Below are 21,182 nucleotides of genomic sequence, written 5' to 3' on the forward strand. Positions count from 1 at the left end.
AAAGCCAGCGGCCCGATGAATCATTCGTCGGGCCGCTTTTGTTGAGTCAAAGGCTGGCCGACAATGCTTCCGTCAGGGCTTCCAGATCCGCCGCTTCGTTGTAAACGTGCGTCGCAATACGCAGGGTAGTACCCCGCGTGGAAATGTATACCTGATGGCGTTCCAGCTCCGTCCGCAAACGGTTCATATCCAGCCCTTCGTGCCGGAGTCCGAACAGGTGGGAGCTTCGATACGCTTCTGCTTCAATCCAGAAACCCAGTTCCTGCCAGTGGGCCACGTGCGGACGAACCAACGCCTCACTGTACGCCTGCACGGCTTCGGGCGTCCAGGCCAGGATTTGCTCCAGAGCCGTCGCCAGCATCGGTATCTGGATGAAATTGCTTTGTTCGCCCATCGAGTAGCGACTGGCTCCGGGCCGGAACTCTGTCGTATAGGCCATCAGTAAGCGGAAATTATCACTGCCCTTGCGATTAATCCAGCTTTGTTCAATGGAGCGGCCTTCGTCAAAGGCGGGACCGAAATACGCCAGTCCCATCCCGTACGTACCCAGCAGCCATTTATACCCGCCAACGATCAGAGCATCCACCGATACCTCCGTTAGATCAAGCGGTAAGGCTCCCACCGTCTGCGTACCGTCGAGTACGAACAACGTGCCCGTTTCCCGACAGCGTTTGCTGAGAGCTTCGATGTCAAATCGCGTTCCGTCCGACCAGTGGATGGGAGCGATCATCAGCAGGGCGGTTTCTTCACTGATGGCGTCTAAAACGGCTTCGTTCCAGCTTTTACCATCGCCTGTACGGCTAATCGTTTTTAGAGAAATGGCCTGCGTTTGGCAAACTTCTTCCCAAGCGTATACATCCGAGGGGAACTCATCGGCGACCAGCAGGATATGCTGGCCAGGCCGGGCGTTCAGGTTCTTTGCCACAATCGCCATCCCGTACGAAACGGAAGGAATAATCGCGACGCGTTCGTACGGAACGTGTACTAGTTGTCCAAACAGTTGCCGGACGCGGTCTACATCGGTAAAGTAATCTTCCTGGTGAATCGTGTGGGGTTGCGATTTGCGTAACAATCCCTGAATACCCGCTTCTTCGACGCTTTTAAGCAGGGGAGACATGGATGCTCCGTTGAGGTAATGAATGGCTTCGGGGAGCGAAAAAAGAGGTTTCTGGCAGGTAAGCATGGAAGAAAGAAGTTGGTAGATGCTAACGGATGAGTGGACGTTTTGGCCTTCACTTTTCAGAAAAGTCCTGCTCAAACTTAGTAAACGGCCGAGGAATTCCGACTTTCTTTTTTCAGCTTCAAAAAATCGCAAAAAAGGGCTGAATTATTTGTGATTTTCTTTGAAAAAAGCACGGTTTTGTGGTAAAAAAATTGTATTTTTACCAAGTTTATTTCGAAAGGTGAGGCGAGTTTTATTGTTTGCCCAGTAGTCTAAAAACCAAGTATTTATGACCAACGAAGTTTTGGAAGAAGATAAGGTCGTAACGGCCCGCAACGATTATGGTGCCGATAATATTCAGGTGTTGGAAGGGCTCGAAGCCGTACGGAAACGGCCTTCCATGTACATCGGAGACGTAGGAACGAAGGGACTTCACCACCTGATCTGGGAGGTAGTAGATAACTCGATTGACGAAGCTCTGGCGGGGTACTGCGATACGATCCGGGTAACCATCAACGAAGACAATTCGATTACGGTTGAAGATAATGGCCGGGGTATTCCTACGGGGATGCACTCGAAAGAGAAAAAGTCGCTCTGGAGGTGGTTATGACCGTTCTCCACGCCGGTGGTAAATTCGACAAAGGCTCTTATAAAGTTTCAGGTGGTTTGCACGGCGTGGGGGTTTCCTGCGTGAACGCCCTGTCTACGGACCTGAAAGTTAACGTTTACCGCGAAGGAAAAATCTTCCAGCAGGAATATAAAATCGGCGTTCCCCAGTACGCGGTTAAAGTCGTGGGTGACGCGGGTGAACGTACGGGTACGACGGTTCGTTTTCAGCCCGATGCCACCATTTTTACCATCACGGAATACAAGTTCGAAACCGTTGCCCAACGCTTACGGGAACTGGCTTTCCTCAACAAAGGCATTCGGATCTTCCTGACTGATTTACGGGATCTGAACGAAGCCGGTGAGCCTCTGACCGAAGAGTTTTTCTCCGAAGGCGGTTTGATCGAGTTCGTGAAATACCTCGACGGTACGCGGGAAGCACTTTTGGCTGATCCCATTTACATGGAGTCGTCGGATAAAGCGTCGATTCCGGTACAGGTGGCGATGGTGTATAACAACTCGTATTCCGAGAACGTATTCAGCTACGTTAACAACATCAATACCATCGAAGGCGGTACGCACGTAGCGGGTTTCCGGGGAGCACTCACGCGTACCCTGAAAAACTACGCCGATAAAAACGGCATGCTGGCCAAAGAGAAAATTGAGATTTCGGGCGAAGATTTCCGCGAAGGTTTAACGGCAGTTATTTCCGTGAAAGTAGCCGAGCCTCAGTTTGAAGGACAGACGAAAACGAAATTAGGTAACGGCGAGGTTTCCGGAGCGGTTTCCCAGGTAGTAACCGACATGTTACAAACCTGGCTGGAAGAGCACCCCAAGGAAGCCAAGACGATTGTCGATAAGGTAGTCATTGCGGCCAAAGCCCGGATTGCGGCCCGCAAGGCTCGTGAAGCGGTTCAGCGTAAAACGGTACTGGGGGGCGGTGGCTTGCCCGGTAAACTGGCGGACTGCTCGGAATCGGATGCGGAACAGTGCGAATTGTTCCTCGTTGAGGGGGATTCTGCTGGGGGTACGGCCAAGCAAGGCCGGAACCGGAACTTCCAGGCGATTCTGCCCTTACGCGGTAAAATCCTGAATGTAGAAAAAGCTCAGGAGTATAAGATTTACGAGAACGAGGAAATCAAAAATATGATTACCGCTCTCGGGGTACAGTTTGGCAAAGAAGGCGACGAAAGAGCCTGAACCTGGATAAACTGCGGTACCACAAGATTGTGATCATGACTGATGCCGACGTGGATGGTAGTCACATTCGTACGCTGATTCTGACCTTTTTCTTCCGGTACATGAAGGATCTGGTTGATCAGGGATACGTATACATTGCTCAGCCTCCTTTGTATCAGGTAAAGAAAGGTCAACAAAGCCGGTACTGCTGGACGGAACAACAACGCGAACGAGCCGTTATGGAAATCGGTGGCGATCGTCCGGATTCAGTAGGGATTCAACGCTACAAAGGTTTGGGTGAAATGAATGCCGAACAGCTTTGGGAAACCACGATGAACCCCGATACGCGTACGCTGAAGCGGGTGACCATCGAGAGTGCCGCTGAAGCCGATCACGTATTCTCAATGCTGATGGGAGATGAAGTAGCTCCCCGTCGCGAGTTCATCGAACGCAACGCTAAATACGCCAAAATCGATATTTAACGGTTTGATTTGGCAATAGTTACGGGTGGTGGGTGGAAACGCCCGCCACTTTTTTTATGAAAATTTGGGTAGGCAACGCCTGCTCGTTTTTAGATGCTCATTAGTCGGTAGGTACGACCTACGTAAAATGCGATTCCGTATGACATTCGATTTCAAATCATACCACATCCGTTCCATCAACGCCAGCGATGAGGAACGAGCCGTTATTAACCAGGAATTGAAAGATTTATACGCTTCCCTTTCTCCGGAAGATAAGGCTATTTTTAACGAACAATTGCAGACTTTTCTGGTTAAGGAGATGGCTAACATTGGGTCGGAATATGCGGCAATAAAATCCCAGTTAAATAATAATAACTAGGGTTATGCTCGTTTTTGTAACGAAGGTCTGACCGGATGGTCTGGTTATTTAACAAAACCATAATCGAATATTCGTCCGGCTCAGCGATAAAATAGGTTTGTTTTGTGTCGAGAAGAAACTCAATATATCACCGTTTATCGAAAGGCTCGCGGACCTCGGGCCTTTTGTCGTTATTTCGACGGCTGATTCGTTTTCGTACCTTTATGGAAGATCAGAAGCGTCTGGCACGTAGCCAGGAAAAAGTTAGTTCAACCATTGAACAATCCCCGTACCTCAGCCGCGACTTAAGCTGGCTGGCCTTCAATGAACGGGTACTTGACCAGGTTCGGAATCCCCAGCGAACCTTATTTGACCGACTTAAATTTCTAGCGATCACGGCTTCCAACCTGGATGAGTTTTTCTCCATCCGTTTGGGAAGTTTATATAACTACCTGGATTACAAGAAAGAACGAATCGATTATTCCGGCTTACGGGAATGGCCCTTCCGACAAACGCTGCTGACGATGAGTCAACAGTTTTACGAAGAGCGTAATCGGATTTTCCGGGAAGAGCTACTACCGCTGTTTCCCGAAAATGAACTGCGTCTGGCGACTTGGAGCGACTTGACGGAAGGAGAAGCGGCGGCAGCCATCGGGCATTTCGACCGTACCATTTTTCCGATGCTGACACCCATGGTGTACGATCAGACGCACACCTTTCCCAGCCTGATTCCGCGTACGCTGACGTTTGCTGTAGTGACGAAAAACCCGTACGTAACCAAGAAAGATCAGGCCGAGAAAAAGCTTTCGTTCATTCAGATTCCACAAAATCTGCCGCGTTTCTTCGTAATCGATCGGGTAGAAGAAGTCGTATTTCTGCCGATGGAAGAAATTGTGCGGCACGAGATCCACAAGTTGTACCGCAACATCGAAATTCTGAACGTTAGTCTGTTACGGATTATCCGCAACGGGGACTTTGCGGTTGATGACATTGACGATGTCGAAGATGATATTGTGGACGAGATTCGCCAGAAAGTGAAAAACCGTCGTCTGGGCCGCGTAGTAAAAGTGGCCGTAGAACCCAATTGTTCGGAATGGGTGATCAACATCCTGAAGAAGAAATGGGAAATCGACGATCTGAATATTTTCTACGCGGATCAGCTCATCGACTTTACTTCCATGTGGCAGATTATTCGCCACCCGGAATTTCGCGATGAACTTCCCAAATCTCCATCGCCCGTACCGGCTTTGGGGCTACCCCGAGGGCCGATCGACGATATCTTTTCCGTCATACGGGAGCGGGACATTTTTCTTCACCACCCGTATAACAACTTTGAAGCGGTACTACACCTACTCGAACAGGCCGCTGAAGATCCGAACGTACTCAGTATCAAGCTGACCGTTTACCGCGTTGCGAAAAATTCCCGCGTGACGGCTGCTTTGCTTAAAGCCGCAGAAAATGGGAAGAACGTAGCCGTACTTTTTGAAGTAAAGGCTCGTTTTGACGAAGAAAATAACATTCGCGAAGCCGAGCGTCTGCAAAAAGCGGGTTGCTTCGTAATCTATGGCATTGGTCGGTTCAAGACGCATACCAAGCTGTTGCTGATTGTACGGGCCGAGGGAGATGGCGTGAAACGTTACGCCCACTTATCGAGTGGAAACTATAACGAGGATACGGCCAAGCTGTACACGGATGTTGGCTTGCTGACGGCCAATGAAGTGTACACGAGTGATGTGGCGGAGTTTTTCAACGTAATTACGGGTCACTCCTTACCCAGCAGTTACCAGAACCTGATTACGGCTCCGGGTGACATGCGGAATAACCTCATCGAATTGATTCGGGCCGAAGCAGCGAATGCCCAAGAAGGGAAACCTTCGGGGATTTGTCTGAAGATTAACTCGCTGGAAGACCGCGAAACCATCGACGAGCTGTACCTGGCTTCGCAGGCGGGCGTCCCCATCAAATTGATCGTACGCGGCATTTGCTGTTTGCGTCCGGGTCGGGAAGGGCTGTCTGAAAACATTACTGTACGGTCGATCGTTGGCGATTTCCTGGAGCACACGCGGTTATTCTACTTCCATAACGAAGGCGACCCCAAAATCTACGGCGGTAGTGCTGACCTGATGGTACGGAGCTTCGATAAACGAATCGAGTCCCTGTTTTTACTGGTAAACCCGAAAGTACAACAACAGGCGGTACAGATTTTGGAGTACAACATGAAAGATAACGTCAATGCGTATACGCTCAAAGAAGACGGTACGTACGCGAAATGCCCCCGGAAGGCCGACGAAGAGGTTTTCAATATTCATGAGAAGTTCTTCGAAGTGACCGAAGCCAGTCTGCCGGAAGCACAAGTGTTTTAAGCGAGTATCGTTCAAAAGCGGTGAAGAGGTTTTTGTATCCTGGATACAAAACAATCTTCACCGCTTTTTAGTATCAAAAAGAAATCCGTTCGTACTTCGGAAAACGACGATCAACTCTTATCAGACCGCTGATTAGCTATGCGTTATTTCATTGCCTTCTTCCTGGGATGTATTGCCATTACTACGCAGGCCCAGAATATTCGCTATTCGTATGTGGCCCGACCTGACTCGGTGCTGAACATTCTGGTATCCCAACGGCAGGGTTTGTATAAGCAATGGGCTCAGGATCAACAGGAGCGAAATGCCTTTTTCGGCGGCCAATCCAAGAAAGACCTACGGAATATCATCACTACGCTGGAGCAAATTCTGAATAAAGACAACGAAATTCTTACCGAGCTGAACCGGATGAAACAGGCCGAAGTGACGGAGCTTCGCCGTAAAAACTCCGACGTCTCCAAACGTGTCAATTCGTACCTCGACGAAAGCGGAGCCCTCATGGAAGAAAACAAGCAGTTGCGGTCACAGGCCGAGCGAAACCGAAAACGGGCAGAAGCACTGGAAAACCAGTCCAACTACCCGTTTCAGATTACGATTTGTCTGCTGATTGCTTCGTGGGTTTTGTTCTTTTTGCTCCGTCGAAAAAAGGCTACTGCGGAGCCGCAGCGGAATTCTGATTTACGATAGGCCAAACGCCCGGACGCGGTACGCTAACGCCCTTCGTCATTCCCCGTTGCATGTTATCGGGACCGAAGTAATAGAGCGGCCAGCCTTTATACACCAGTTGGGTACGGCCAAAAACCGTAATGGTTTTAAAGTCAGCCGCATTCAGTAGTGAAGGAACGTTTTTCGCGGAAAACTCGGCTAAGGGCCAGGTTGCGTTGTTACTGAAATCGGATTTGGTATAGGTGTTGGTATCCCGTTTGTCCGGAGCAAAGGCGTATAAGGTACGGCCCAGACTATCGACCAGGAAAAGCGTTTCACCCGTTCCTTCCGCGTACGTTCCGGTATATTTCTTTCCATCATTACCCACCAGCTGAGCCATGCCGAGCATGACGCTAAAATGCGGTTTGGCGACAAACCAGACGCTGTTCACCTTATCCCCTTTGGTATCGCCAGCGGCAGCATCATTCTGGTAATAGTACAGCGGCCAGCCTTTGTAGGTCGTTTGCTTGCTACCGTCAGCCCGGGTAATCGTAGCGAAATCAGCGGTGGCGAGGCCCGAGGCCAGTTTAGGATTTTCCGCGTAGAACACAGGCCATACGCCCAAACAGTTGCCTTCGCATACCGATGCTCCGGCGACGTCGCGGGCGAAGAAGTACAGCGTTTTTCCTTTGGAGTCCGTCAGCACTTGCCCTAGAGACGTGGATTGAATGGAAACGTCCGAAGCGGGCGTCTGTTCATTTTTGGAATCAGAAGAGCAGGCGGTTAATAAAACAGCGGCTGCCAGGGTGTAAAGAAAGTTTTTCAGGTACATAGAGTTCATCGTTTACGATTCATCTAGGGTACTCGGAGAAAAGGGCGGAAAAGTTGTTTCAGCCGAAAAATTTATCCATCTGTCGAAAAGCGGGGCTCTTGTGGAACGTAAAGCGAAGGATTGGTTTTGTCTTCGGGTCGAAATGGGTTAATTTCGCAGGGTTTCATCACACACTAGCAGTAGCTTCCACTTACCATATGGATCGATTTACCGGATTGATTGGCATTATTGTTATTCTGGGCATCGCCTTTGCCTTATCCAATAACCGAAAAGCCATCAATTATCGAACAGTAGGCATTGGCCTGGCCCTTCAGGTCGGTCTGGCTGTTTTCATCTTAAAAACTTCCGCCGGTCAACAACTTTTTGGAGCCATCGGCGAGCTCGTCAAAAAATTACTCGATAAAGCCAGCGAAGGAGCCACCTTCGTTTTTGGTCCCCTGGTTAATTCACCCCTGCTGACCAGCGTTTTCGGAGCGTCTAACAACTTCATTTTCTTTTTCCAGATTGTTCCTACGATCATTTTCGTGGCCGTACTGGTGAACATGATGTACCACCTGGGCATTATGCAACGCATCATTTCCGTACTGGCCCGGGGAATGTACTGGCTGATGGGCGTAAGTGGGGCGGAAGCTCTTTCCAACGTATCGAGTGCCTTTGTAGGGCAGGTGGAGGCTCAGATTATGATTAAGCCTTACCTGAAAGACATGACCAAATCCGAACTGATGTCTTCCATGACGGGTAGTTTTGCCTGTATTGCCGGAGGAGTCATGGCGACGTATATCAAATTAGGCGTGGATGCTTCGTATCTGTTGGCGGCCAGTCTGATGGCGGCTCCCGGAGCCCTGGTTATTTCGAAAATCGTCTATCCCGAAACGGAAGAATCGGCGACGAAGGGTGTTGTAAAACTGGAAGTCAAGAAACATCACGCCAACCTGCTAGACGCCATTGCTGCCGGAGCGGGGGAGGGTTTGAAAGTAGCCTTTAACGTAGTGGCGATGCTCATCGGTTTCATTGCGTTGATTGCTCTGGTGGATGCCATCTTCTGGCGGGTTGGATACTACGTTTTTGGGATGAGCGATTTAAGCCTGAACTGGTTTTTAGGAAAAATCTTCTCCCTTTTTGCCTGGTGTATGGGTGTGCCGAGCGAGCACATTGAAGAAGCCGGAGCCCTGATGGGTACGAAAATGGTAGTAAATGAATTCGTGGCGTACCTGGATCTGGTGAAAATCCGCGAAACGCTGGACCCCAAAACCATTGCCATTACTAGCTTTGCTCTCTGTGGATTTGCCAACTTTAGCTCCATTGCCATTCAGGTAGGGGGCATCGGTGAGCTGGCTCCCACGCGGCGTTCGGATCTGGCTAAACTGGGTTTTAAAGCTCTGATCTGTGGAACCCTGGCCAGCTACATGAGTGCGACCATTGCCGGTTTGTTGCTCTGAAGCTGACGTAAAACTTAACAAGAGATGGCGGGCACATGACCCGCCATCTGTGTTTTCGGCGTATGAATCAGTTGCTGGATTACTTTCATTTCAAACCCGGTGAAGTCATCGGCAGTCTCGGCTGTGGTGGCGGCTTGTGGGAAGCAGGCTGGGGCGTACAGGTGGATCAACTGACCTTTGTATTGATGGATCTGGTACCGGAAATGCTGAATGAAGAAGAAATTCAGGCGGCGGTGCAGTACTGGGAAAAACAGTATAGGAAAACGTGTACCAGCCAGTTTATTCTATACATCAGTACTGAAACAAAGATTCCGCTCGACGATGAGCAACTGGACAAGCTTCTGGTGATTAACGCCTTTCACGAATTTTCTGAAAAAGAAGCCATGATAGCCGAAATGAGGCGGGTACTGAAACCTGGCGGCTGGCTTTTTGTGGAAGAACCCCTGGCTCAATATCCCGGCGAAGTACACGAAGGCTGCGGAAAACCACTCTATGAACCCTTGGCTCTTCGGACAGTCTTTGAAAACCAGGGCTTTGTGTATCAACGGGCTGAGTCCACTTCACCTATTTCTCAAGTATTTACCTTCCAAAAACGATGATCGACGTTCGTTCTCCCCAAACCGCTGAAGAATGGAAAGCGTATTACCAGTTACGCTATGACGTGTTACGCGAACCCTGGAATCAACCCCCGGGCAGTGAAGTATTGCCCGACGATCAGACGGACATCATCCACGTGGCTGCCTATGACACCGACGGTATTACTTTAGGAGTAGCCCGCCTGCATACCAATGCCGATGGCAGGGGGCAGGTTCGCTGTGTGGCCGTCTCAAAAGCCGCTCAGGGCAAGGGCGTAGGTAAAAAACTGATGGCTCATCTCGAAACGCTGGCTCAGCGAATGGGTGTTATGGAAATCATTCTTGAAGCTCGGGAAAATGCCGTTCCCTTTTACCAGTCTCTGGGGTATGACGTTACGCAAACGAGTTATTTACTATTCAATGAAATACAGCATTATACCATGCGTAAACGCTTAGCCTAGGGTAAGCTGGCATGTTTATTTTTCGGGGATGGGGAGACAATTGCTTATCTACCCATATGAATATGAATGCAAATCGTTTTCACTCCAGCTTTTCAGCCTTAAGCATATTAGGAGCCGGCATGATGGTGGTTATGTGCACGCAGTGTGTACAGAAATCCAAAGATGACGCGTCCCAAACCGATTCTACTGCTGTTACCACCCCGGTTGCTGAACCTACCGTACAGTTGCCCGAACCTTCGAAGCCTAAGAATAAGTTCAGTAATATCATTGGCTGGTCGGATGGACAGATGCCCCAGGTACCCGCCGGATTTGTCGTTACCGAATATGCAGGAAATCTTAAAAGTCCCCGCTGGGCCTATCAGTTGCCGAATGGGGATGTCCTGATTGTGGAATCCAATACGGAAACGAAAGGAGCCAAACGCGTTCAGGAACAAGTTTCTGGTAAAATCAAATCCCGTTCGGATGACGGACTGAGTGCCAACCGAATCACCCTCTTGCGGGATAACAACAAAGATGGGAAGCCCGATATGCGGGAAACGTTCCTTTCGGGTCTTAACCAGCCTTTCGGGGTAGTATTGATCAAAAACGATCTGTACGTAGCCAATACGGACGGCGTCTACAAGTTTCCGTATAACGAAGGCGATACGAAAATTACGGCCAAAGGACAGAAAATTCTGGAACTGCCCGCAGGTGGCTACAATAACCACTGGACTCGAAATCTGCTGACCAACGCCGACGGTTCGAAGATTTATATTTCCGTAGGATCGGGTAGTAATGTGGCCGAGCACGGCATGGAAAATGAAGTACGCCGGGCTAACATTCTGCAAATCAATCCCGATGGTACAGGGGAGAAAATTTTCGCCAGTGGTTTACGTAATCCCGTAGGAATGGACTGGGAGCCCCGCACCAAACAACTGTGGACGGCCGTCAACGAACGCGACGAACTGGGTGATGAGTTGGTACCCGATTACCTTGCTCACGTGAAAGAGGGAGCTTTTTACGGATGGCCTTTCGCTTACTGGGGAGCCCACGAAGATCCACGCATGGCTGGCAAAAATCCGGAATTGGTGAAGAAAACGGTGGTACCCGATGTTGATCTGGGTTCGCACACGGCTTCTTTAGGTCTGGCGTTTTATAAAGGCGATAAGTTTCCTGAAGCTTATCGGCAGGGAGCATTTATTGGCCAACATGGTTCCTGGAACCGCTCTGAACTGGTCGGCTACAAAGTAGTATTTGTTCCCTTCAAAAATGGAAAACCAGCGGGTAAACCTCAGGACTTTCTAACGGGTTTCATCGCCAATCCTGAATCGGGTGAAGTATACGGACGACCCGTAGGAACCTTCATTCTCAAAGACGGCTCGATGTTAGTCACCGACGATGGGGGCGGAAAAGTATGGCGAGTCGCGGCTAAGTAAGCCGTTTTCGTACTAAAATCTACGCTTCCCGTAAGGGCTGCGGAACGGGTAATCCGGATGATTTAGGTCGTTTTGACTTGAATGATCCGGATTTCTTTTTACGTTTTCCCCACCAGATCAGAAAACCCGTAACCGGTCAGGAAGCAGAGATCAGACTGATGATCACAAACAGTACCTGCGTAGGCCAACCGTAAATCCGGCCCGTATGTAAATCCAGATTTGAATTTCGCCACTTCATCGCCAGAGGCTTTTTTTCGTGATCAATCTGATCAAAAAATTCTCCCGTACGACTGTCGAAGAAGAAGTAACTAAAGCCCCGCCAGCCGTCGGAATTATTCCTTAGAATGCAGTAACAGTTCAGCGGTTTGTCAGCTTTGTCCGTATAATTGATACCGATTATTTTGTACTGATCCTGTACAGAATGACGGATTTGTGCGAAGGCCAGATCTTCCGCCGGAGCCGTGGGTAGTTGGGTAGAGGGCGTCTTGAATTCCCGGCCAAAAGCTGGTTTTTCCTTGGCTCCCATTAAACGATAGATACCGCCTTCCCACCATTTAAACGACCAGACCAGCCCCGTAATCGCAATGAATAAAACCACGGGCAGAATGTAAAAGCCCAGCGTATTGTGCAAATCATAGTTGAGCCGTTTCCAATGGCCGCTCGTCTTCACGGTCAATCGATTCTTCAGGTTTTTCCACTGGCGGGGTATCCACAGGACAAAGCCCGTAAGAAGCATGACCATGAAAATCAGCGTCGACCCCCCAACGATGAAACTGCCAATGGGCTTAACCAAGAGTAAATGCTGATGCAATTGCCGATCCAGATTAAAAAACTCGTACTTCCGGTCGACGACGCCCAGTACGGTTCCCCGGTACGGATCGATGAATACGTCATCCCAGTACGTGAGTTGAGTGAAGTACGTCAGTCCGGCTTTTTCGGCAGGAGCTATCTGCTGGGCCATGAACAGGTACGGGTCGGTAGGATCCCCGGAAATTTCGACCGAAGTGATCTTTTTTCCGGGGATCGCCTGCTGGGCAATTGTTCGAAGCTGGGATAGATTCAGAGGTTGTTGCGTAGGTTTGAGGTGGTACAACTCCGAGTGAAAAAGACGGAACAATTCCTCATCAAACACGTACAAAGTGCCGGTAATCGAAACGATGAAAACCACCAGGCCGGTCAGTAAACCAAGCCAGAGATGCACTAACCTCGTAACGGTTCTGAATCTACCCTTTGCCATTAGAACGTGTAGTTAATGGTTACTAACGAATTGGAAGGAGCACCGGGGAAAAGGCGGATGTAATCGTACCCACCTACCCAGTACGTCTTATTCGTCAGGTTGTTGAGGTTGTATTGCAACTGAACGCGACCTACGTTATAATACAGAGCGGCATTGAAGATCTGAAACGAAGGAATGCTCTGGTCAAGGCTGATGGACAGATTACGTTTGTCCACAAAGTTGGTACCGAAGCCCACGCCCAGGCCCTTCAGGGCACCCTGCGGAATGGAATATCGGGTCCAGAAGTTGAACATGTTACGCGGAGCATTGGGTTTCTGAATGTTACGCTCAGCTTCGGTTAATGTCTCTGTAATCTGTGCTTTGTTGTACGAGTAAGAGGCAATGACGCTCCAGTTTGGGAGAATCCGGCCAATAATGTCGAACTCGAACCCACGCGATTCTTCAGCCCCAATCTGACGCAGCAAATCCGGATTCTGCGGATCGTTAGCGTTATAAAGCGTATTTTTCTGCTTGATTTGATAAACCGCAAACGAAGCCGTCAGTCGCTCGTCGAACCAACTGGATTTACCACCCACTTCAACCATGTTGCTTTCTAGGGGTTTAAATGGACCTCCTGCGTTGGGGTTGGCTATGTTAGAAGCCGTTTGTGGGTTGTAGCCTTGTACATACGTAGCATACAGATTGATGTTCGAAGTAGCCGTAAATACTAAACCAAAACGAGGCAGCCACGCCGACTGATTTGTCTTCTTTTCATTATTGGTTTTGTACTTGTCAAAGTCGGTGTAGTTTTCGTACCGTACGCCCAGTAAGGCCTGAAAACGACCAATCTTGATCTGATCCTGAATATAACCGGCGTTCAGATAGTAATAAGTAGGATCAAACGAACGCTGAGCGTAAAACAGCTTGCTATCGTCTTGAATGCGTTGCGAGTTCAGAATATTGCTTAAATCAAAGTGAGGAACGTTTGGCACCGGATTCCCACTGGCATCCAGTAAATAGCGGGATTTGTTCGCCGGATTGTAGGTGGCGATGAATCCGTTATTGGCGGCATTGCGGTACCCACTGGCTTGTAATTGTGAACCGCCCGTGGGCAGTTTTTCACTGCCGTAATCATACCCAACTACAACGCGGTGTTCCAAAGGCCCCGTTGATCCTTCCAGGTTGAAGTACCCGGAAAAGTTATCGATATACCGGTTTCGTTTCCGCATGAATACCTGCATGGCGATTTTGTCAGGTTGCGTAGCTCCGGTAGCATCCACACCATAGGCGTTGGCGGAACGGTGCTCATACAAATCTTCCGAATAACCGGTCTTCATGTAAGCTGCATTGAAACTGAGCCAGTTGGTTAACGTCCGACTCAACGACAGCGAAACGTTGTAAGTCTGCTCGTTGAGGTAATCATTGCCAGTACTCAAAGCCAGGGAAGTAGGTGTGGAGTACAAATCATTGGTATTCATGATCGACTGGCCACGATCCAGACGGCTTTTGGAGTTGTTGTACACCAGATCAAAATTGATCCGGGTCTTGTCGTTAGGCAGGAAGGAGAACGAAGGAGCGATGATCAGGTTTTTGTCGAACTGCAAATCCCGGAACGACTGAGCATCTTCGTAACCCAGATTGATGCGGTACAGCAGCGAACTGTCTTTATTGGCAGGACCCGTAAAGTCGAGCAAGGTTCGTAAGGTATTGAAACTACCCAGGGATACGCTAACGGATTTCCGGTTTTCATCGAGTGGTTTCTTCGTAACCCGGTTCACCGTTCCGCCGGGGCTAGCGTTGCCGTATAATGCGGATGACGGGCCTTTCAGTACTTCTACCCGTTCCAGATAATTGGCCAGAGGTTGCTTCCAGAAACCCGTGCTGGTACGCAGCCCATTCAATAGTTGCGTATTGGACTGACCATTGATCCGGAATCCACGGATGGTCAAATCATCGTAAAAGGTAAACTGAGTCACGCCACTGAAGTTTTTTACTACTTCACCCACTCGCATCAGACCCTGATCAGCGATCAGCTCTTTACTGGCGTAGGAAACCGACTGTGGTAAATCTTTGATCTGCGTAGCCGATTTACTGCCGATAAAGGTCGAGCTGGTTTTGTAGGTGGTTTCCTTACGACCTACAATTTCCACCTGTTGCAAGGCGGTACTCGTCGAGGCCAGTACAATCGTTAGGTCAATACCACCGGTTGCGGGCAGACGTACGGTATGTTTCTGCGTTTCGTAGCCCACGCTGCTAAAATGGAGGGTATAGGAGCGTCCGGATTCGAGTTGTAATTGAAAGACGCCTGTTTCACTGGAACTGGTACCCGCACGTTGCGAAGGAACCGTAATATGAACAGCGGGCAGGAAGTGACCCGAAGCATCTTTGACTAGCCCCTGAATGACACCGTTGGGCAAATCGGCATTTTTTTTCTGATCTTGAGCCTGGACCAGTTGAAAGGATACTAATAAGGCAAGGTAAACCAGGGAAAGAAAGATAGATTTCATCGATACATAGAGTTAGTTGTTATTTAGATTAAATAAAAACAGTGCAAAAATAATCGCGTAACTGATATGTACCAGACGTATATAGGGAATTAATGTGTCTACATTAATCGGAGGGAAGCAGAAGCTCGGGCTAGATGGGTTCGTACTGTTTTTTTAAGGCCCTAGAAAAACATTCAGCTGATGAAAAATTTGAACTATTGTATCACTCTACTGACCGTTAGTATGTTAGCTCTGGGAACGAGTACGGCCCAGCAGAAAAAGTCTGATTCCATGAAACGCTACACCAAAGTGCCCGCCGGATATCTGATGGTTTTACGGCAGGATGATGATGTATTGAAGCAGCTTGAAGCTTTTGCCGAGGAGGAAAAAATTCCTTCAGCTTCATTTACAGGTATGGGCTTCGTGAACGTGACCTTTGGTTTTTTCAATTTTGAAACCAAGGAATACGCTCCCCGGGAATTCAAAGGGGTAGAGCTGGCGAGTATGACGGGGACGATTGCCTGGCAGAAAGGCAAAGTTTCACTCCACACGCACGGTGTCGTAACGGATAAGACCTTTGCGGCCTACGGAGGACATATTCTGTCGGCCAGCGTAGGGACGGGCTCCGTCGAAATTCTAATTACCGTTCACGATAAAAAACTGGAACGGGTGATGGAGCAACCCCTGGGGGCGAATGTCCTGCATTTGGAACCCTGAGTGCTACACAAAAAAAGCCACTCCCCGATCAGGGAGTGGCTTTTTCTTCAAAAGTATCGTATCATCGGATTCGTACCTCGTAAGGCAAACGAGCCTGGATACCGTTGAGGGTTTGTAATTTCTTGAGCTTTTGTACGTAAGGTACCAAATCGCCAAATGTGGCCAGCATGACGCGTGCTTCCTGCTCTTCTTCAGCTGTATCGAAAAGAGTTTGGTAGAAGTCTTTCTTCGCCGGATACCGAACCCGGTATTCACCGGCTTTGAGTTTGGCTTCATTGGCGGCAATCTGAATGGCTTTTTCCAGTCCACCGAGTTCATCGACCAGACCGTTCTGTTTTCCTTCCAGTCCTGACCACACGCGACCTCCGGCAATCGCCCGAAGTTTTTCAACCGGCATTTTACGTCCCTGAGCCGCTTTTGCGGTAAAGACTTCGTAGAAACGATCGGTCGATTTCTGGAAGCGGTTCTTCTCGAATTCGTCCATTTCCCGGGTTAGGGTAGGATAATCGGAGTGAGCGTTGGTGTTGACGCGGTCAAACGTAATGCCGAGCTTATTCTTGGTGAATTCATCGACGCGGAAGAACAAGGAGAATACGCCAATGGAACCCGTAATCGTCGTGGGTTGAGCCACAATCTTGTTACAACCCATGGCCATATAATACCCACCCGAAGCCGCGTACGTAGACATGGACGCAATGATGGGTTTCTGCTCTTTCGCTTTCTGGATTTCCCGCCACATCACTTCTGAAGCTAAGCCGGAACCACCCGGCGAGTTGATCCGCAGGACGATAGCTTTTACATTCTTGTCTTTACGGGCCTTGCGAATTTCGGCTGCCATCTTCTCCGAAGCAATCTGATTATCGCTGTCATTATCACCGTCCACGATGTCGCCCTGGGCGATGATCACGGCGATTTTGTTGTCCGTATTCGGAGCTTTGGAGTCATTGGAGGTTTTCAGGTATTTGCTCAGTCCAACGTACTTGAGTTTATCGTCTTCCTTAAGCTTCAGATTTTTCCGAATCGCTGATTCAAATTCATCGTAGTAAGCTACGTTCGTAACCAGTTTGTGCTTGAGAGCATCCTGTGGTTCGTAGGCCTGCAGAGAATCCGCTACCGTTTTCAGTTCGGGTACCGAAACGCCCCGACTCTCGGAAATTTCGGCAAGTACCTGATTATAAATCGAGTTCAGAAAGGATCGAGTCTGCTCGCGGTTTTCATCACTCATATTCTCCCGAAGGAAAGGCTCTACGGCACTTTTGTAGTTTCCTACGCGGAATACAACGGGTTTAATATCAAGCTTATCAAAGGTGCCTTTGTAGAATTCGTATTCAGCGTTCAGGCCGTTGAAGTCAAGTCCACCGGCGGGATTCACGTATACTTTATCGGCCATCGACGACAGGTAATAGCCCTGCTCGCTATACGTTTCGCCGTAGGCGTACACAAATTTGCCCGATTTCTTGAAGTCGTTCAAAGCGGCCCGTACTTCTTCGAGTACCGCCCAGCCCGCACTCGGACTATTCGCTTTCAGATAAATACCCTTGATTTTGGAGTCGGCTTTTGCCTTTGTCAGTGCTTCTTTCAACTGAACAACACCTACTACTTCTGTATTAGCAAAGGGACCACCCAGGTCGGAAAAGGGGTTGGTTTTGTTATCGTGTTCGGTAAAGCTTTTATTCAGGTCCAGCTTTAGGATGGAGTTTTCTTCAATCACCACATCACTACTTCCCGATCCGGCTATGGAAGCAATACCCAGCAGCACGAATACCGAAAGAATGGAGAAAAGCACCAGACCCACCAGGGTAGCCAGTACGTATTTCAAAAATTGCAACATATGGAATGACTACTAATGTTTTGGTAAAAGGAATAGTCTTGGTTTTGTATCGTATAACTCCAAAAATAACAAGCCCGTTTTGCAACGGGCTTGAAAAAGTCTGAACGGGAATTCCCGCGGATGAAAGGCTGAAAACCAACGTGAACTCAGCGGTTAGATTACCGGAATTTTGGAAGTCAGGGTTTGATAATCCTGACGGCTTTTCCGGATCACTTCGTGAGCCACGTCACGACCGTATACACTGTCGATTTCGATAATGGCTTTGGCTTCGCCAGGAATGTTTTTGTACGTCAGGAAGTAGTGAACAAGACGGTTCAAAACGCTTTTAGGGCAGTCATTCAGATCCGTCCAGCTACCATATACGGCATCATTTTCAGTACGGCGATGATTTTATCATCTGCTTCACCCTTGTCAATCAGGCGAATACCGCCGATGGGGATAGCCTGAAGAATGATGTTTCCGTGGGGAATTGTTTTTTCGGCCCATACACAAATGTCGAGTGGGTCACCGTCGCCTTCGGGAATATCGCGGCCGGATTGTTCCGTTGCGTATTGAGCAATGGCATCGCCGCAGTACGTCTGGGGCAGGAAGCCATACAGGCAAGGCATGTAATTGGAAAACAGCTGAGGACGATCAATTTTCAGAAAGCCCGTTTCTTTGTCAATTTCGTATTTGACCGTATCCGTAGGTACAATTTCAATAAAAGCGGTAACTACTTCAGGGGCATTTTCCCCGATGGGAACCCCGTGCCAGGGGTGTGCAATTTGCGTCGAAAAACTCATACAATAGAACCGATTTAATGCGGTTTGACAGACAATAGTGGCTAAAATTAGCTGATTATATAAATAGAAGTACTCGCTCTGGAAATCATCCCACTTTTTCTCCGATTCCGGCCTTCTCTCTGACTTTGTATTCCGTCGTTCGTTCGGAATTAGAAGCCATCAATTCGCCCAGAAAGCCCGCTAGAAAGAGCTGAAAGCCAACGATAATAGCCGTTAAAGCTAAGAAAAATTTAGGATCGTCCGTCAGGTTTCGAAACTTATGACCTGCGGAAACACTGTAAATTTTATCAAAAGCCAGCCAAAGCGTTGCTACAAAGCCCAGCAGAAAGGAAATAACCCCGAAACTGCCGAACAGGTGCATGGGTCGTTTGCCGAAGCGATTCACGAACACGATGGTCAGCATATCGAGCAGCCCGTATATAAAACGCTCTAAACCGAATTTGGTTTTACCATATTTTCGAGCCTGGTGCTGTACGGCTTTCTCACCAATCTTGCCGAAGCCGTTCCATTTAGCTAAGATGGGAATATTTCGGTGCATTTCGCCGTATAGACGTACCGATTTAGCAACGGGTGCGTCGTAGGCTTTTAAACCACAATTAAAATCGTGCAGGTTTACACCCGAAACCCAGCGGGAGACGGCATTAAACAACTTGGTTGGTAGCGTCTTCGTGAGCGGATCGTAACGTTTCTGCTTCCAGCCCGAAATCAGGTCGTAGCCATCCTCCGTAATCAAGCGATAGAGTTCCGGAATCTCGTCCGGGCTATCCTGCAAATCCGCATCCATGGTGATAATAACCTGACCCTGAGCGGCCTGAAATCCCGTATGTAAAGCGGCAGACTTTCCGTAGTTCCGGCTAAAACGTAGCCCTTTGATCTGCGGATTTTCAAAAGAAAGCTGGCGAATCACCCGCCAGGAATGATCGTTACTTCCATCATCTACCAGAATCACTTCATACGTAAACTGATGTTGATTCATTACCCGTTCAATCCAGGCACAAAGTTCGGGAAGCGACTCCTCTTCGTTGTACAGGGGGATGACTACGGATAGTTGCAAAGGATATGGTGGCATTTGCGTAAAGTCCGATAAACGGAAACGTTTGGCGTTTTAAGAATAACCCTCGAACGGCGAAATTCATTTCATTTCGGAAAATGGTGTAGACCGCTTTCCCCTTAAAACGCTCACCTCTTAAAAAATCAGGTAGTAATCTTTCAGCAAAGCTACGAAATCCGGCGTGTACTCATTCGTTTCATCACGGATACAAAGTACTTCGGGCGTAATTTCTGCGGGAGTGGCCTGCCGGGTAAAGAGCGTCAATAGCCTGAAGGCGGGTTTTCCGGGATCATTTTTTAACGCCAGTTGCTGCTGTATATGCAGTTCATAGGGACGTAATTCCTTCGCTAGTAAATCGGTTTCGAATACGGGGAGTAAAACGGCAAATCGACCTTCGGGGGCCAGATGTTTGTCAACTGCCACTGCTAGTTCGGCGAAAGATAGCCGTTCGTCGTGGGCTGCCCGGTTTCGGCCTTCGTTGGGCGAACGCAGGTAATTCTGGAAAAAAGGAGGATTGGAAATAATGAGATCGTACGGATGCTCAGACGCAAAGGACTGAATGGCCGTTTCGTAAATGTGTATAGTTTCAGCGAAGGGACTTTCCTGCACATTGGTACGAGCCTGCGAAGCCGAACTCGGATCAATTTCAACCGCGTGGATGTGGTAGGGGGGAGTTAGTCGCTGGGCAAGCATGAGTGGCAATAGTCCCGTACCCGTACCAATGTCGAGAATGCGATGACTCTTCTCTATGGGCGTCCAGGCACCCAGCACGCATGCATCCGTGCAGACTTTCATGGCCGTCTGCTCCTGCCAGATGGTGAATTGTTTGAAGCGGAAGTATGAATTACGAGCCAAGGTCTATACGCTACTGAAAAAAAACGGATCTAAAGATTATTTCCGACCAAAATCAGCCGGATTTTCACCCCAGTATTCGGTTTCCCACTTTAAAATTTTCGTTGAAAAGGTATTGTTCTTGAGCCAGGTTTCGGCCCGGTCGATCAGCTCGAAAAGAATTTTATTCTGATCGGTCTCGGGAAGCTTAGTGTTGGCGTGTTTGTTGCGTACCCAGCTAATAGCCGTCCGCGAATCGGAGTAAAGCGGCAGCGGACTATTGTGCTTTTTCAGGTGAGCCAGTCCGTGCACAATCGCCAGAAATTCCCCTACATTATTCGTACCATCCGCAAACGGACCCATGCGAAAAATGAGCGTACCCGAGGGATACTCGACTCCCTGGTATTCCATCACACCGGAAGCCGTATTCCAGGCCGCATCTACGGCCAGGGCGGGAGTGATCGGTTTACCCACCAATGACGCATTTTTTGGGGCAGCGGGTTGTTTTTTGGCCGTTCCGATGTGTTTGTACGGATTCTCCCGAAAGGCCATAACGGCCTGCTGCTTGTCTTCAAACGACTTATACTGGGCTCCATTAAAGCCTTCGATCTGGGCTTTGGCGTCTTCCCAGTTATCGAAAATACCGGGGTGCCGTCCCTGCCAGACTACGTAATATTTGGTTTTCTTACTCACGGGGCAAAGGTAAGGGGAGTTTAGGGAGTTTTGAGCGGCCACCGCTGCGGTTTTGAGTTTTCCGTTTTCCGTTTTCCGTTTT

16 protein-coding genes and 2 pseudogenes are annotated in these 21,182 nt (G+C 48.9%); 9 read left to right on the forward strand and 9 right to left on the reverse strand.

The window, feature by feature from the left end; genetic code table 11:
• Positions 1 to 46 precede the first annotated feature (46 nt).
• Complete coding sequence (locus tag BWI93_RS12660) at positions 47 to 1,183, reverse strand: aminotransferase class V-fold PLP-dependent enzyme (RefSeq protein WP_094811826.1); 1,137 nt, start codon at positions 1,181 to 1,183, stop codon at positions 47 to 49.
• Positions 1,184 to 1,451: 268 nt separating this feature from the next.
• On the opposite strand from BWI93_RS12660, the pseudogene gyrB reads away from it, so the two are divergent.
• The 4 genes and pseudogenes from gyrB (at position 1,452) to BWI93_RS12680 (ending at position 6,813) form a co-directional block, all read left to right on the forward strand.
• Positions 1,452 to 3,429: pseudogene (gene gyrB, locus BWI93_RS12665) on the forward strand (DNA topoisomerase (ATP-hydrolyzing) subunit B).
• A gap of 139 nt (positions 3,430 to 3,568) precedes the next feature.
• Positions 3,569 to 3,787 (forward strand): hypothetical protein, encoded by a 219-nt coding sequence (locus tag BWI93_RS12670; protein ID WP_094811828.1) that lies wholly within the window; start codon positions 3,569 to 3,571, stop codon positions 3,785 to 3,787.
• A gap of 203 nt (positions 3,788 to 3,990) precedes the next feature.
• Entirely contained in the window at positions 3,991 to 6,129 is a 2,139-nt protein-coding gene (gene ppk1 / locus BWI93_RS12675) for a polyphosphate kinase 1 (protein WP_094811854.1), read from the forward strand.
• 138 nt (positions 6,130 to 6,267) lie between these two features.
• Complete coding sequence (locus BWI93_RS12680; protein ID WP_094811830.1) at positions 6,268 to 6,813, forward strand: hypothetical protein; 546 nt, start codon at positions 6,268 to 6,270, stop codon at positions 6,811 to 6,813.
• On the opposite strand, the gene BWI93_RS12685 is transcribed toward BWI93_RS12680, so the two are convergent.
• Positions 6,776 to 7,612: a hypothetical protein gene (locus BWI93_RS12685; protein ID WP_255157831.1), complete on the reverse strand. Its 837-nt coding sequence runs from the start codon at positions 7,610 to 7,612 to the stop codon at positions 6,776 to 6,778. The genes BWI93_RS12680 and BWI93_RS12685 overlap by 38 nt on opposite strands.
• A 188-nt stretch (positions 7,613 to 7,800) precedes the next feature.
• Between BWI93_RS12685 and BWI93_RS12690 the strand changes: the two genes are divergently transcribed.
• The 4 genes from BWI93_RS12690 to BWI93_RS12705 all read left to right on the forward strand — a co-directional run bounded on the left by BWI93_RS12690 (position 7,801) and on the right by BWI93_RS12705 (position 11,493).
• A complete protein-coding gene (locus tag BWI93_RS12690) occupies positions 7,801 to 9,042 on the forward strand; it encodes a NupC/NupG family nucleoside CNT transporter (protein ID WP_094811834.1) in 1,242 nt (413 codons plus the stop codon).
• A gap of 35 nt (positions 9,043 to 9,077) precedes the next feature.
• A complete protein-coding gene (locus BWI93_RS12695; protein ID WP_094811836.1) occupies positions 9,078 to 9,641 on the forward strand; it encodes a class I SAM-dependent methyltransferase in 564 nt (187 codons plus the stop codon).
• Entirely contained in the window at positions 9,638 to 10,078 is a 441-nt protein-coding gene (locus tag BWI93_RS12700; RefSeq protein ID WP_094811838.1) for a GNAT family N-acetyltransferase, read from the forward strand. Before BWI93_RS12695 ends, BWI93_RS12700 begins: the two co-directional genes overlap by 4 nt.
• Before the next feature lie 62 nt (positions 10,079 to 10,140).
• Entirely contained in the window at positions 10,141 to 11,493 is a 1,353-nt protein-coding gene (locus BWI93_RS12705) for a sorbosone dehydrogenase family protein (RefSeq protein WP_233207877.1), read from the forward strand.
• 136 nt (positions 11,494 to 11,629) lie between these two features.
• Here BWI93_RS12705 and BWI93_RS12710 read toward each other — a convergent pair whose 3' ends face one another.
• Together BWI93_RS12710 and BWI93_RS12715 are read right to left on the reverse strand one after the other, a co-directional pair.
• Complete coding sequence (locus BWI93_RS12710; RefSeq protein WP_158242776.1) at positions 11,630 to 12,694, reverse strand: PepSY domain-containing protein; 1,065 nt, start codon at positions 12,692 to 12,694, stop codon at positions 11,630 to 11,632.
• A gap of 35 nt (positions 12,695 to 12,729) precedes the next feature.
• Complete coding sequence (locus BWI93_RS12715; RefSeq protein WP_094811844.1) at positions 12,730 to 15,216, reverse strand: TonB-dependent siderophore receptor; 2,487 nt, start codon at positions 15,214 to 15,216, stop codon at positions 12,730 to 12,732.
• 180 nt (positions 15,217 to 15,396) lie between these two features.
• Between BWI93_RS12715 and BWI93_RS12720 the strand changes: the two genes are divergently transcribed.
• Positions 15,397 to 15,912 (forward strand): PPC domain-containing DNA-binding protein, encoded by a 516-nt coding sequence (locus BWI93_RS12720; RefSeq protein ID WP_094811846.1) that lies wholly within the window; start codon positions 15,397 to 15,399, stop codon positions 15,910 to 15,912.
• Positions 15,913 to 15,973: 61 nt separating this feature from the next.
• Here the strand turns inward: BWI93_RS12720 and sppA are convergent, their stop codons facing one another.
• The 5 genes and pseudogenes from sppA to BWI93_RS12745 all read right to left on the reverse strand — a co-directional run bounded on the left by sppA (position 15,974) and on the right by BWI93_RS12745 (position 21,142).
• Positions 15,974 to 17,743, reverse strand: a complete 1,770-nt coding sequence (gene sppA / locus BWI93_RS12725) for a signal peptide peptidase SppA (protein ID WP_094811848.1) — start codon at positions 17,741 to 17,743, stop codon at positions 15,974 to 15,976.
• 153 nt (positions 17,744 to 17,896) lie between these two features.
• Positions 17,897 to 18,525, reverse strand: a pseudogene (locus BWI93_RS12730) (inorganic pyrophosphatase).
• Between the two features lie 85 nt (positions 18,526 to 18,610).
• Positions 18,611 to 19,594 carry a glycosyltransferase family 2 protein gene (locus BWI93_RS12735; protein WP_094811850.1) on the reverse strand — a complete coding sequence of 328 codons (984 nt, stop codon included), beginning with the start codon at positions 19,592 to 19,594 and terminating at the stop codon, positions 18,611 to 18,613.
• 117 nt (positions 19,595 to 19,711) lie between these two features.
• Entirely contained in the window at positions 19,712 to 20,431 is a 720-nt protein-coding gene (locus BWI93_RS12740; protein ID WP_255157832.1) for a tRNA1(Val) (adenine(37)-N6)-methyltransferase, read from the reverse strand.
• 36 nt (positions 20,432 to 20,467) lie between these two features.
• On the reverse strand, positions 20,468 to 21,142 hold the full coding sequence (locus BWI93_RS12745; RefSeq protein WP_369679150.1) for a viroplasmin family protein: 675 nt from the start codon (positions 21,140 to 21,142) through the stop codon (positions 20,468 to 20,470).
• Between the last annotated feature and the right edge of the window lie 40 nt (positions 21,143 to 21,182).

Origin of the sequence: Siphonobacter sp. BAB-5385, assembly GCF_002261125.1 — a bacterium.
Classification (GTDB): Bacteria; Bacteroidota; Bacteroidia; order Cytophagales; family Spirosomataceae; genus Siphonobacter.

Bases quoted from the DNA above. Each gene is read 5' to 3' on its own strand.
- BWI93_RS12680 (WP_094811830.1), top strand. From the start codon at position 6,268: ATGCGTTATTTCATTGCCTTCTTCCTGGGATGTATTGCCATTACTACG.
- BWI93_RS12715 (WP_094811844.1), bottom strand. From the start codon at position 15,216: ATGAAATCTATCTTTCTTTCCCTGGTTTACCTTGCCTTATTAGTATCC.
- BWI93_RS12735 (WP_094811850.1), bottom strand. From the start codon at position 19,594: ATGCCACCATATCCTTTGCAACTATCCGTAGTCATCCCCCTGTACAAC.
- ppk1 (WP_094811854.1), top strand. From the start codon at position 3,991: ATGGAAGATCAGAAGCGTCTGGCACGTAGCCAGGAAAAAGTTAGTTCA.
- BWI93_RS12660 (WP_094811826.1), bottom strand. From the start codon at position 1,183: ATGCTTACCTGCCAGAAACCTCTTTTTTCGCTCCCCGAAGCCATTCAT.
- BWI93_RS12705 (WP_233207877.1), top strand. From the start codon at position 10,141: ATGAATGCAAATCGTTTTCACTCCAGCTTTTCAGCCTTAAGCATATTA.
- BWI93_RS12670 (WP_094811828.1), top strand. From the start codon at position 3,569: ATGACATTCGATTTCAAATCATACCACATCCGTTCCATCAACGCCAGC.
- BWI93_RS12700 (WP_094811838.1), top strand. From the start codon at position 9,638: ATGATCGACGTTCGTTCTCCCCAAACCGCTGAAGAATGGAAAGCGTAT.
- sppA (WP_094811848.1), bottom strand. From the start codon at position 17,743: ATGTTGCAATTTTTGAAATACGTACTGGCTACCCTGGTGGGTCTGGTG.
- BWI93_RS12690 (WP_094811834.1), top strand. From the start codon at position 7,801: ATGGATCGATTTACCGGATTGATTGGCATTATTGTTATTCTGGGCATC.
- BWI93_RS12685 (WP_255157831.1), bottom strand. From the start codon at position 7,612: ATGAACTCTATGTACCTGAAAAACTTTCTTTACACCCTGGCAGCCGCT.
- BWI93_RS12720 (WP_094811846.1), top strand. From the start codon at position 15,397: ATGAAAAATTTGAACTATTGTATCACTCTACTGACCGTTAGTATGTTA.
- BWI93_RS12695 (WP_094811836.1), top strand. From the start codon at position 9,078: ATGACCCGCCATCTGTGTTTTCGGCGTATGAATCAGTTGCTGGATTAC.